The organism is Caldicellulosiruptor diazotrophicus, assembly GCF_017347585.1.
GTDB classification, from domain to species: domain Bacteria; phylum Bacillota; class Thermoanaerobacteria; order Caldicellulosiruptorales; family Caldicellulosiruptoraceae; genus Caldicellulosiruptor; species Caldicellulosiruptor diazotrophicus.
Genome location: NZ_AP024480.1, coordinates 1,158,733 through 1,170,996 on the forward strand (window position 1 = coordinate 1,158,733; position 12,264 = coordinate 1,170,996).

Consider the following 12,264-nt stretch of genomic DNA (forward strand, 5'->3'; position numbering starts at 1 on the left):
GGGAGTGTAGTCAAAAATGGAACAAAATGTAGGATATGTTGTCCAGATTATAGGACCTGTTATTGATATACGATTTGAGAATGAAAGTTTACCAGCCATCAACAATGCTATTGAAATTAACTTTGATGGTAAAAAACTTGTTGCTGAAGTTGCCCAACATCTTGGAAATGACACTGTTCGATGTGTAGCATTAGGTTCCACCGACGGACTTAGAAGAGGTGTAAAAGCAACAGACACAGGTGGACCTATTAAAGTACCTGTAGGGAGAGGGACGCTTGGCAGAATATTTAATGTGTTGGGAGAGCCTATTGACAATAAAGGGGAAGTAGTAGCTTCAGATTACTGGCCCATTCACAGAAGTGCACCGTCGTTTGAAGAACAGGTACCTGCAGTTGAAATTTTTGAGACAGGTATAAAAGTCATTGATCTTTTAGCTCCGTACGCAAAAGGTGGTAAGATAGGACTTTTTGGTGGTGCAGGGGTTGGTAAGACTGTCCTTATAATGGAGCTTATAAGAAATATAGCAACAGAGCACGGTGGTTTTTCAATTTTCACAGGTGTTGGTGAAAGGACAAGAGAAGGTAACGACCTTTGGCTTGAGATGAATGAGTCTGGTGTTATAGAGAAGACTGTATTGGTGTTTGGCCAAATGAACGAGCCGCCTGGGGCAAGAATGAGAGTAGCTCTGACCGGGCTTACCATGGCTGAGTATTTCAGAGATGTAGAAGGGCAAGATGTTCTTCTGTTTATTGACAATATTTTTAGGTTCATCCAAGCAGGTTCTGAAGTGTCTGCTCTTTTAGGAAGAATTCCTTCGGCAGTTGGGTATCAACCAACACTTGCAAACGAGGTAGGTGCATTACAGGAAAGAATAACTTCTACAAAAAGAGGATCAATTACCTCTGTACAAGCTATATATGTGCCTGCCGATGACCTTACAGACCCGGCACCTGCTACAACCTTTGCACATTTAGATGCAACAACAGTTTTATCAAGACAGATTGCTGAGCTTGGAATATATCCTGCAGTTGACCCTCTTGATTCAACCTCACGTATACTTGACCCGCGAATTGTGGGAGAAGAACACTATTATGTTGCAAGGACTGTCCAGCAAATACTTCAAAGATACAAAGAGCTTCAGGACATTATTGCTATTTTGGGTATGGATGAGTTATCTGAGGAAGATAAATTAATTGTCTACAGAGCAAGAAAAATTCAGAGATTTTTATCCCAGCCATTCTTTGTGGCTGAAGCTTTCACAGGAAGACCTGGAAGATATGTGAGGTTAAAAGACACTATAAGAGGGTTTAAAGAGATAATTGAAGGGAAGATGGACCATATTCCTGAACAGTATTTTTACATGGTAGGAACGATAGATGAGGTATATGAAAACTACGAAAAAGACATAAAAGGCAAATAAATCTTGAGGTGAATTTAAAGATGGCTGAATTTGAATTAGAGGTTCTCCAGCCTGAAAGAGTCTTTTTTAAAGACAAGGTTGAAATGATTGTTTTACGAACAATAGATGGCGAAATAGGTATTATGGCGAACCATCAGCCTATTGTTGTGCCTATTGGCATTGGAAAGTTGAGGATAAAAAAAGATGGAAGGTGGAGAGAAGCAGCTATTGCTGGTGGTTTGCTTGAAGTGAAAAACAATAAGGCAACAATATTAAGTGATGCTGTAGAGTGGCCAGAGGAGATAGACAAGCAAAGAGCGCTTTTGGCAAAAGAGAGGGCAGAAAAGAGACTTGAGCAAAAACTTCCTCCTGATGAATTTGAAAGGTACAAAGCAGCGCTGTACAGAGCACTAAACAGGCTAAAACTTGCCGAAGAAAATAAAAAGGAGATATAAAAAGGGCAGTGCAAAGGAAATGCACTGCCTCATTTATTTTTTCTTTTTTCCTTTTTTCTTTTCGGATTTTGTTTCCTTTTTTGATTTGCTATTTGTCTCTTCTTCAGGTGAGGAATTTTCATCTTCAATCTCGGTTTTTTCTTCATAGTTCTCTGATTCTTCCTTTATATCTTCATCATCCAATAATATTTCTTCTTCCACTTCTAATTCTTCTAAGTCTAATGGTGCGTCCACAAGGTCAAGTTCTTCATCAGGTAACTGACTTAGAATATCTGGTTCTATGTCTACAAAATCATTTTCAAATAACTCTGAGCCAGTTTCTTCTTTGATTGTTTCTTCTTCAATTTCTGAATCATCCACAACTCCAGTGAGCAGTCTTTCTTCAAAACAAGACTCACACATGTCTTGGTCTTCTGGAATATACTCTTCATGACAGTATGGGCATAGCTTCATATTTGCCTCTGTAACCTTTTTTAGCTGTTCTAAATCCTTTTTGCACACAGGACACAAATCTTGGTCTTCTGGGATTCTATTCAGTTCACATCTCGGACAGTATTTATAACCCATTTTCTTTCCTCCTAAAATATGATGTGCTATCACAATAATATTAATTACTCTTCAAGAAAAAATCAACTAAAATTTGCTTAACATTATCAATCATTTTTGCTACTATAAAAACATAAGGAGTAAAAGAAAAAGGGAGAAAAAGAGATTTAGTGTTTGGATATGTTGTTCCTTATAAGCCAGAACTAAAAATGCGAGAATATGAATATTACAATGCAGTTTACTGTGGTGTATGTCTTCAGACTAAAAAAGTAGGAAATCTTCCGCGGGTATTTCTTAACTATGATTTTGTTTTTTTGTATCTTGTGCTAAAAGAGCATTTTAATGTCAAAGATGAGTTAGGAAAAACAAGATGTTTTGTTCACCCAATCAAGAAAAGGCTTTTTATAAAATCTAATGAAATCTTGGAATATGTGAGCAATCAGATGATTCTTTTGAGTTTTTTTAAGCTTTATGATAACATTCTTGATGAAAAGAATTTATTAAGTTATGTCCCTTATAACATTTTGAAATTGTATATAAATAAGATAACAAAATCACACAGGGCAACGTTTGAGAAGATAAAGGAATTATTTAAAAGACAAATATCCCTTGAGAAAAATGGCTGTGAAAGTATAGATGAACTTGCGCACAATTTTGGTAATATCTTGGGAGAAATATTTGCATACAATGACCAAGAATTTTTGAGACAAATTGGATATTATACAGGTGTGTGGGTATACATCATTGACGCTATTGACGACTATATTGATGATGTGAAGAAAAAGAGATATAATTGTCTGAAGTACCACTTTGAAAAGTGTAGGCAAGATAAAAGACTTTTTGAATACGAACTCAGTATTTTGAAGATTAGTTTGGAAAATTATCTTGCTATATTAAGTAACTATGTTAAGGGGTACAATAATTCAATACTAAACAACATTGTTCAGGTTGGTATGTACTCAAAAACACAGCAGGTTTTAGAGCGTTTTAAAACAAACTTCTTTAAGGAGTTGAAGGAGCAATGAGAGACCCTTATGAGGTTTTGGGTGTGAGAAAAGGTGCTTCAAAGGAAGAAATAAAAAAAGCTTATCTTGAACTTGTAAAAAAATACCATCCAGATAAGTTTAAGGACAATCCTTTAAGAGAACTTGCAGAAGAAAAGTTAAAAGAGATAAATGAAGCATATAATATCCTTATGAATGATCAATATTCAAACTATGAATACTCTACATACGATCAAACTTCTCTTTACCAACAGGTGAGAGACTTGATTATGCAGGGTAATATAGCTCAAGCAGAAAGTATACTAAATCAAAACCCTCGAAATGACGCAGAATGGTTCTATTTGATGGGAATAATATATCAAAAAAGAGGATGGATAAACCAAGCATACCGATACTTTATTGAAGCCTACAATCGTGACCCTGGGAACTATGAGTACAGGCGTGCAAAAGAACAGTTTGAAATGGCTTCAAGAAATTATGAATGGTCAGCATACAATAGGGGATATAGGAGGCATAATGACTGCGACATTTGTACAATATGTCAGATAATTGCATGTTGGGAATGTTGTTGTGATAACGATATTGGTTGCTAAGGAGGTTACCTTTTTGTGGTAAAGCTTTATACGCTTTCAAATGGTATAAGACTTGTATATGAAAAAATTGATACAGTTAAAACTGTGAGTATAGGTATTTGGGTTTTGGCTGGTTCAAGGTATGAAACAAAAAAGAGTAATGGAATTTCCCATTTTATCGAGCATATCCTATTTAAAGGCACAAAAAACAGAAGCTCGAAAGAAATTGTATATGAAATTGAATCAATTGGTGGACAGATAAATGCTTTTACTGCAAAGGAGTATACTTGTTTTTATGTAAGGATTTTAGATGAGTTTTTGCAAAAAGGTTTTGATATATTATCAGACTTAATTTTAAATCCTGTCATTAGTGTAGAAGAGATAGAGAAAGAAAAAACAGTAATTATTGAAGAAATCAATATGACAAAAGAGGATCCTGAAGAGATACTATATCAGTCACTTAATGATTTGATATGGGGGAATCAAACACTCTCATATCCCATAATTGGAAGAGAAGCCACTGTAAAAAAGATAGATAAGAACAAAATTGAAAATTATATGAGAGAAAGATATATTCCTCAGAATATTGTAATATCTGTTGCTGGCAACTTTGAAGAAGAAAAACTTGTAAAGTTTGCAGAGATGTATTTTGGAGATTGGAAGAGTGTAAATAATAAAAAAGGCAATTTTAATTTTATTTCAAAACCGAGTTTTAATAGAGGTTTTGTTATTAAAAACAAGAAAATTGACCAAGCTCATTTGGCTATCACATTTGAAGGTTTTGGGCAGGAAGATGAAAAGGTTTATGAGCTTTTAGTTTTGTCTAATATTCTTGGTGGAGGGATGAGTTCAAGACTTTTCCAAAGAATAAGAGAGGAATTAGGACTTGTATACAGCATAACTTCGTTTGTAAGTACATTCAAAGATGCTGGAGTTCTCATTGTCTATGCGGGAACAAACCCAAAAAATATTTCAGCGGTGTACAAAGAAATCATGGAACAACTGCGTCTGTTTTTGAGGGGTGAAATCTTACTTGATGAGGTTGAGGTTGCCAAACAGCAGATAAAGGGAAGTATTATATTTGGGCTTGAAAATACAAGCAGCCGAATGTCGAACATGGGGAAAAATATGTTACTTTTAAACAAAATTATGGAACTTGAACACATTACAAGGATTATAGATTCAATTGACCATACAAAGGTGATTAACACAGCAAAAGAAGTTTTGTCAAAAGAATTTTCAGTTGCTGTTGTTGGAAATAAAAAAGAGATTGATTTAAAAATCTTTGATCAAAGAGTATTGACGTACTAGAAAGGAGAATGCATTTATGGTCTTGAAGGTAAAAAGAGCAGAGGATGCAAAGGATCTGCCGCTTCCAGCATATATATCAAGCGGGGCGGCAGGAATGGACCTGTTCGCGTGTGTTGAAAAAGAAGAGATTATAAACCCCGGTGAGATAAAGCTTATCCGAACAGGTCTTTACATTGAACTTCCGGAAGGATATGAAGCACAGGTACGACCTCGCAGTGGTCTTGCTTTAAAACATGGCATTACTGTTTTAAATTCTCCTGGAACAATCGATAGTGATTACAGAGGGGAGATAGGAGTAATATTAATTAACTTGGGCACGGAGCCTTTTGTAGTAAAGAGAGGAGATAGGATAGCTCAGATGGTAGTTTCAAAGTTTGAAAGAGTAGAAAAGATTGAAGAGGCAGAAGAGCTATCAACAACATCCAGAGCAGACAGAGGATTTGGTTCAAGTGGTGTGTAAAAAAGGTAGGAGGGTAACAGTATGCTTTTGAGCGAAATAAAAAATTCAAAACCTGTTGTATGTCAGCAGTCAGGCAAAATTGTTGGAAGTTCTGAGTCGTTGGAGTTGGTAATTGACGATGAAGGAAATATACTGAGCATTGAACTAAAAAAGAAACGAGGATTTAGGTGGGAGTCAACAGTAATTCCATGGGATGATATTGTTGTGATTGGTGAGGATGTAATAATTGCAAATATAAAAGAGGGGGAACATGAATGATTCTTCCAACCTCTTTTTTTGGCTTTTCAAAGTCTCAAGTGAGAAGTTATATTGAAAATCTTGCCCAAAGTTTTGAGAATTTAATCTCTAAGCTTGATAAGGAGATAGAATTTTTAATTTTGGAAAACCAGAAACTTGCTAAGGAGATAGAAAGGCTTAAAAAGAATTTATCTAATTTACATATAAAAGATATAGAATATTATAAAGTCTTTATTGAGGACTTTTTTGTAAGCGAATGGGAAGAATACTATTCCAGAAAAGCACAAGAGGTTCAAATAGAATATTCAAAAACCTTAGATGAACTTGAAAAGATTAAAGAGAGTATAATTCAGCATATTAAATATTTTGAAAAATACAAAGAAGATATCATAAAAAGAATTTTCAATTTGATAGTAGAAATAGAAAGATTTATAGAAGATAACGAGTATTTGCCAGCTAAAAAATTGCAAAAAGACTTTTATGTGGACGATGAGTTGATAATACCTGCAGGAATTATTATAAACCATGAGGTAATTGAAAGTATGAGGGAGAAAGGGTTATTGATAGAATTTTTGAGACATCTTGCAAAGGAGGAAGAGTGATGAATGTAGAAATAAAGGTTTTAGAGATTTTAGAACAAAATCCAAAACTCTCTGCTCAAGAAATTGCAGTAATGCTTGGCGAAGATAAGAAAAAAATTGAAGAGATTATAAAAAAGCTTGAACAAGATAAAGTTATTGTAAAATATCACACAATTGTAAACTGGGAACGAACAGAAAAAGAAGTTGTTGAAGCAATAGTCGAGGTAAAAGTGACTCCTCAGCGAGGATTTGGTTATGATGCTATTGCTAAAAGAATTTACAAGTTTCCTGAGGTAAAGGCTGTGTATTTGCTTTCGGGAGATTATGACCTACATGTTGTTGTAGAAGGCAAGAGCATGAAAGATATTGCTCAGTTTGTTGGCTCTAAACTTGCACCGCTTGAATATGTTCTTTCAACAGCAACCCACTTTATAATGAAAAAATATAAAGATGCAGGTGTGATACTTGAAGATGGCGAAAGGGACGACAGGGAGGTTATAACACCGTGAATAATTTAGAAAAATACATTTCAAAAAGTATTCAAAGTGTTCCGCCTTCAGGTATTAGGAAATTTTTTGATATTGTATCTGAGATGAAAGATGCTCTTTCACTTGGAGTTGGTGAACCAGATTTTGTAACTCCGTGGAACATTCGCGAAATGGGAATATATTCTATTGAAGAAGGACATACCCATTATACTTCCAACTTCGGGCTTTTGGAGCTGAGAAAAGAGATTAGTAGGTATTTGAAAGATAGATTTGACCTTGACTATCCGAATTACAGAGATCAGATTTTAGTAACTGTTGGAGCAAGCGAAGCAATTGATATTGCTTTAAGGAGTATAGTAAATCCTGGTGATGAGGTTTTGATTCCTGAACCATGCTTTGTTTCATACAAACCATGTGTAATTTTTGCAGGTGGTGTACCAGTTGAGATTGAAACAAAACCAGAAAATGATTTCAAACTAAGGGCAGAAGATATTTTACCAAGAATATCTTCCAGAACTAAGGCTATTATCTTATCTTATCCTAACAATCCAACAGGTGCTATTATGACAAAAGATGATTTAAAAGAGATTGTTGATGTACTGAAGGATAAAGATATCATAGTAATTTCAGACGAAATATATGCTGAACTTACATATGAAGGAAGTCATGTTTCAATTGCTAATTTCCCTGAAATGAAAGAAAAGACTATTGTGATAAATGGTTTTTCAAAAGCTTTTGCCATGACAGGTTGGAGACTAGGATTTGTTGCTGCTAATGAGGTTTTTATTAAAGCAATGGCAAAGGTACATCAGTACATTATAATGAGTGCTCCTACATTTTCTCAATATGCTGCAATTGAAGCACTTAAAAATGGGCTTTCAGAGGTTGAGAAAATGAGAGAGGAGTATAACAGAAGAAGGCGTTACATGGTGAGTAGATTTAACAAGATGGGACTTGAGTGTTTTGAACCAAAAGGGGCGTTTTATGTTTTTCCATCAATAAAGTCTACCGGTCTTCCTTCTGAGGAGTTTGCAGAAAGGCTTTTGTACGAACAAAAAGTAGCAGTTGTACCAGGCACTGCATTTGGGAGGTCAGGAGAGGGATTTATAAGATGTTCGTATGCCTATTCGATTGAAACCATAAAACAAGCATTAGACAGAATAGAAAAATTTGTTATGAACATAAAATCTCAAGGTGTTTCCCGGCAAATTCGTGAAAATAATATGGTAGTGGAGAAGTAATATCATAAACTTTATTGTTAATTAATTTGAAATTGAATCTTATTGAATAAGCGTGAAGAAGTAAAGGGGTATTTTGTGTTTTTTCTTCTCCATAAATGCAATCCCCTACAATCGGATAACCAATTGATGCTAAATGAATTCTTAACTGATGTGTTCTGCCTGTTATTGGTTTTAACTTTAAAACTGAGAAGTTTCCAAAAGAATCAATAACTTCATAATATGTGGAGGCAAAATAGCCATCTTGATGAATTTCTCTTTTAATTCCATGCTGCGAACGTTTAATGGGTTTTTCAATAAACCCGCTTTTTTTTGGGAGTATACCGTGAACAATTGCAATATATGTCTTATCAACTCGTCTTTTTTCAAACTCATATGAAACGATACTGTGAAAGTAAGAGTTTTTAGCAAATAAAACTATTCCAGATGTATCTTTATCTAACCTATTTACTATATGTGTTGTAAGGTTTTTGGAATTTAAATAATACTCAACATAGTTTGCGATTGTATCAAAGTAATGGCCTTTAGATGGATGTGAAGGTAAACCGGAAGGTTTGTTTACAAATAAAAAGAAGTTGTCCTCATACAATATATCTATGCTTCCTTCAACAGCAACTATGTTTGACTTGTAAGATATCAAATCAATTTCAATTACAGCATTTTCTTGTGGATATTGATGAATCGAATAGATTGGGGGGATAAATCTTATTTGACCATGTGCCTTTAATCTGCTCATCAGAGTTGAAGAAAAAGAGAGTCTTTTTTGCAATATCTGTTTATATGTCATGTTCAAATCTTCTTTTTTGACCACGTATATTAACTTCATAGTGTTTTCTCATCCTTCCTGTTAAAATTTTTTAACATATGATATGATAATTTTAGTAAGAATTTAGGTTGCTAATGTTTTTAAAACAATTATATCACAATATAGTAGAGGTGATATAGTTTATGGCATTCAAATCCGGATTTGTTGCGTTAATTGGACGTCCTAATGTTGGTAAATCTACTCTTATGAACTACCTTGTTGGCAAAAAGATTTCTATTATTTCTCCCAAGCCACAGACAACCAGAAACAGTATAAAGGGTATCCTAACATTAGAAGATGCTCAGATTATATTTATCGACACGCCAGGCGTCCATCCCCCAAAGAACAAGCTGGGTGAGTATATGGTAAAGGTTTCTGAAAAGACTTTGAAAGAAGTAGATTTGATCTTGTATATTGTAGAAGCAATTGACAATGGAATTGGCCCATGGGATGAAGCAATAATAGAAAAACTAAAGGAAGTAGAAACTCCCAAAATTTTGGTTTTGAACAAATCTGACCTTGCTTCAAAAGAAAATATAGAAATACTTAAAAGTATTTTCTCCATAAAGCTGAATTTTAAATCTATAATTGACATAGCCGCAATTAATGGGTATAATTGCGACCTGCTTCTTGAAAAAATAAAAGAGTTGCTTCCAGAAGGGCCAAAGTATTATCTTGATGAGATGACAACTGATGTGAGAGAAAGCTTTATTGTGGCAGAGATTATAAGAGAAAAGATTTTACTGAATCTTTCTGAAGAAGTACCGCACGGTGTTGGAATTGCCATTGAGAAATTTGCAGAAAGAGAAAATAAGGATATACTGGATATTGAAGCTACAATCTATTGTGAAAAAGATTCACATAAAGCAATAATTATTGGTAAAGGCGGTCAGATGCTGAAGAAAATTGGGATACAAGCACGTCAAGAGCTTGAAATGATATTCGGAATAAAAGTAAATCTTCAGCTATGGGTAAAAGTTAAGAAAAACTGGAGAGATGACGTCTCTGCAATGAAAATGTTTGGTTATAACCTTAAAGAGGTCTGATGATTAGATGAAATTAATTAAAACTAAAGGAATTGTAATAAAAGAGACAAACTTTGAAGAGTCAAGTAAGATTTTAACTTTATTTACAAGTGATTTAGGAAAAATTCAAGTTTTGTCGAAAAATTGTAGAAGATTATTGAGTGCTTTATCTGCTTGTTCTCAGCCGCTTATGTTCTGTGAGTTTGTTATAAAAAAGACAAAGGATGTATATTCAATTTCTTCAGCCTCTTTGATTGAATCATTTTTTGAACTATCTCAAGATGTAAATCTTGCAATTTATTCGGGATATCTTATTGAACTTGTTGACAATTTTTTAGAATTTGAACAAAAAAACGAAGAAGTCTTAAGGCTTCTTTTGAATTCTCTTTATCTTTTGAAAAAAGGAAAAGACCCTGAAGTAGTCAGCAGGATATTTGAAATAAAAATTTTAATATATACAGGCTTCTTTCCTCAGTTTACTCAGTGTGTTAAATGTGAAAAAAAGGAGATTATAAGAACATTCTTTTCTTTCAAAAATGGTGGTCTTACGTGTGAAAACTGTAAAGAGGAGAATGATATAGAAATTGAGATTGAAACTGTAAAGAGTATTTTGGTTATTGCAGCAACCAACTTAAAAAAGCTTAACAAGATTTCGCTTGACAGGTCTTTAAATAACAAGATAAAGACAATAACGCTACCATATATTAAAATGGTATTACAAAAAGATATCAAAATTCTTGATTTTTTTAGGTTTATACAATAAAATAAATTCGACTTGTGATTAAAATAATAAATTTGAAGGTGGTAAGAGCAATATGGTGACAATGGATGAAATAGTTGCCCTTTGCAAACGTCGTGGATTTATATTCCAATCAAGCGAAATATACGGTGGACTTAATAGCTGCTGGGACTATGGTCCTCTTGGTGTTGAGATGAAAAATAATATAAAAAGACTGTGGTGGAAAGCAAACGTCCAGCTCAGAGACGATGTTGTGGGGCTTGACTCGAGCATCTTGATGAACCCAAAGGTGTGGGAAGCAAGCGGACACTTGAGTAATTTTGCCGACCCTATGGCTGACTGTAAGGTGTGCAAAAAAAGATGGAGAGTAGACCAGTTACAAGAATACAAATGTCCTGAATGCGGCGGTGAACTTACTGAGGCAAGGATGTTCAACCTTATGTTCAAAACATTTATGGGTCCTGTGGAGGACGAGTCTGCAGTAGTGTATTTGAGACCTGAAACAGCACAAGGTATTTTTGTAAACTTTATTAACGTACAACAGACTATGAGAAAAAAACTTCCTTTTGGGATTGCTCAGATTGGTAAGTCGTTTAGAAATGAAATTACGCCTGGTAACTTTATTTTCAGGACAAGAGAGTTTGAGCAGATGGAAATAGAGTATTTTGTAAAGCCAGGGACTGACGAATACTGGCACAAACACTGGATTGAGCAAAGGATAAACTGGTATTACAAGCTGGGAATAAGAAAGGAGAACTTGAGAGTTCGTGAACATGGTAAGGATGAGCTTGCACACTATGCGAAAGCATGTGTGGACATTGAATATTTATTCCCGATGGGATGGTCTGAACTTGAAGGTATTGCAAACAGAACCGATTTTGACTTGACACAGCATCAAAAATACAGTGGCGAAAATTTAACATACTTTGATGATGAGACAAAACAAAGGTATATTCCATATGTAATTGAGCCATCTGCGGGTGTGGACAGGTCTTTACTTGCATTTTTAATTGATGCATATGAATACCAGCAGATAGAGGAAGATGATTTTAGAGTAGTACTTCACCTTCATCCTGCGATTGCGCCTGTAAAAGCTGCTGTGTTCCCGCTTATGAAAAAAGAAGATCTTGTGAAAAAAGCAAGGGAAATTTACAATGAGCTTAAATACAAGTGGATTGTTCAATACGATGAGAGTGGTAGCATTGGCAAAAGATACAGACGCCAAGATGAGATAGGAACACCATTCGGGATCACGGTGGATTATCAGACTTTAGAAGATGAAACTGTTACGATAAGAGATAGAGATACCATGGAGCAAGTGAGGGTGCATATAAAAGAAATAATTCCTTACCTTGAAGAAAAAATTGAGGTAAAGTTTTAAACAAAATATATTCTCAAACTGCA

The 12,264-nt window shown here is 34.7% G+C and carries 15 protein-coding genes; 13 read left to right on the plus strand and 2 right to left on the minus strand.

Features of this window, described 5'->3' with window-relative positions; all coding sequences use genetic code 11:
* Nucleotides 1-16: 16 nt before the first annotated feature.
* Entirely contained in the window at nt 17-1,420 is a 1,404-nt protein-coding gene (atpD, locus tag CaldiYA01_RS05520) for a F0F1 ATP synthase subunit beta (RefSeq protein WP_207182352.1), read from the plus strand.
* 20 nt (nt 1,421-1,440) lie between these two features.
* Nucleotides 1,441-1,854, plus strand: coding sequence for an ATP synthase F1 subunit epsilon (gene atpC / locus CaldiYA01_RS05525; protein WP_207182354.1), 414 nt, complete (start codon nt 1,441-1,443; stop codon nt 1,852-1,854).
* Nucleotides 1,855-1,887: 33 nt separating this feature from the next.
* Here the strand turns inward: atpC and CaldiYA01_RS05530 are convergent, their stop codons facing one another.
* A complete protein-coding gene (locus CaldiYA01_RS05530) occupies nt 1,888-2,421 on the minus strand; it encodes a hypothetical protein (RefSeq protein ID WP_207182356.1) in 534 nt (177 codons plus the stop codon).
* 149 nt (nt 2,422-2,570) lie between these two features.
* Here CaldiYA01_RS05530 and CaldiYA01_RS05535 point away from each other — a divergent pair, with 149 nt between their 5' ends.
* The 8 genes from CaldiYA01_RS05535 to CaldiYA01_RS05570 are packed head-to-tail and all read left to right on the plus strand — an operon-like array spanning nt 2,571 to nt 8,294.
* Nucleotides 2,571-3,425, plus strand: a complete 855-nt coding sequence (locus CaldiYA01_RS05535; RefSeq protein WP_207182358.1) for a DUF5685 family protein — start codon at nt 2,571-2,573, stop codon at nt 3,423-3,425.
* Nucleotides 3,422-3,997: a J domain-containing protein gene (locus CaldiYA01_RS12465; RefSeq protein ID WP_207182366.1), complete on the plus strand. Its 576-nt coding sequence runs from the start codon at nt 3,422-3,424 to the stop codon at nt 3,995-3,997. The genes CaldiYA01_RS05535 and CaldiYA01_RS12465 overlap by 4 nt, the downstream gene beginning before the upstream one ends.
* 15 nt (nt 3,998-4,012) lie before the next feature.
* Nucleotides 4,013-5,287 carry a M16 family metallopeptidase gene (locus CaldiYA01_RS05545; RefSeq protein ID WP_207182368.1) on the plus strand — a complete coding sequence of 425 codons (1,275 nt, stop codon included), beginning with the start codon at nt 4,013-4,015 and terminating at the stop codon, nt 5,285-5,287.
* Between the two features lie 16 nt (nt 5,288-5,303).
* Nucleotides 5,304-5,747, plus strand: coding sequence for a dUTP diphosphatase (gene dut / locus CaldiYA01_RS05550; RefSeq protein ID WP_207182370.1), 444 nt, complete (start codon nt 5,304-5,306; stop codon nt 5,745-5,747).
* A 21-nt stretch (nt 5,748-5,768) separates the two neighbouring features.
* Nucleotides 5,769-6,005 (plus strand): PRC-barrel domain-containing protein, encoded by a 237-nt coding sequence (locus CaldiYA01_RS05555; RefSeq protein WP_207182377.1) that lies wholly within the window; start codon nt 5,769-5,771, stop codon nt 6,003-6,005.
* The gene (locus CaldiYA01_RS05560) at nt 6,002-6,586 is read left to right on the plus strand and encodes a hypothetical protein (protein ID WP_207182379.1); all 585 of its coding nucleotides are present in this window, start codon (nt 6,002-6,004) and stop codon (nt 6,584-6,586) included. Before CaldiYA01_RS05555 ends, CaldiYA01_RS05560 begins: the two co-directional genes overlap by 4 nt.
* A complete protein-coding gene (locus tag CaldiYA01_RS05565; protein ID WP_207182381.1) occupies nt 6,586-7,074 on the plus strand; it encodes an Lrp/AsnC family transcriptional regulator in 489 nt (162 codons plus the stop codon). Before CaldiYA01_RS05560 ends, CaldiYA01_RS05565 begins: the two co-directional genes overlap by 1 nt.
* Nucleotides 7,071-8,294 carry an aminotransferase class I/II-fold pyridoxal phosphate-dependent enzyme gene (locus tag CaldiYA01_RS05570; protein WP_207182385.1) on the plus strand — a complete coding sequence of 408 codons (1,224 nt, stop codon included), beginning with the start codon at nt 7,071-7,073 and terminating at the stop codon, nt 8,292-8,294. The genes CaldiYA01_RS05565 and CaldiYA01_RS05570 overlap by 4 nt, the downstream gene beginning before the upstream one ends.
* Here the strand turns inward: CaldiYA01_RS05570 and CaldiYA01_RS05575 are convergent.
* On the minus strand, nt 8,227-9,117 hold the full coding sequence (locus CaldiYA01_RS05575; RefSeq protein WP_207182387.1) for an RluA family pseudouridine synthase: 891 nt from the start codon (nt 9,115-9,117) through the stop codon (nt 8,227-8,229). The genes CaldiYA01_RS05570 and CaldiYA01_RS05575 overlap by 68 nt on opposite strands.
* Before the next feature lie 122 nt (nt 9,118-9,239).
* Between CaldiYA01_RS05575 and era the strand changes: the two genes are divergently transcribed.
* The 3 genes from era (at nt 9,240) to CaldiYA01_RS05590 (ending at nt 12,241) form a co-directional block, all read left to right on the plus strand.
* Nucleotides 9,240-10,142 (plus strand): GTPase Era, encoded by a 903-nt coding sequence (gene era, locus CaldiYA01_RS05580; protein ID WP_207182389.1) that lies wholly within the window; start codon nt 9,240-9,242, stop codon nt 10,140-10,142.
* Between the two features lie 7 nt (nt 10,143-10,149).
* Nucleotides 10,150-10,884 carry a DNA repair protein RecO gene (gene recO / locus CaldiYA01_RS05585; RefSeq protein ID WP_207182391.1) on the plus strand — a complete coding sequence of 245 codons (735 nt, stop codon included), beginning with the start codon at nt 10,150-10,152 and terminating at the stop codon, nt 10,882-10,884.
* Nucleotides 10,885-10,945: 61 nt separating this feature from the next.
* On the plus strand, nt 10,946-12,241 hold the full coding sequence (locus tag CaldiYA01_RS05590; protein ID WP_307729599.1) for a glycine--tRNA ligase: 1,296 nt from the start codon (nt 10,946-10,948) through the stop codon (nt 12,239-12,241).
* Nucleotides 12,242-12,264 lie beyond the last annotated feature (23 nt).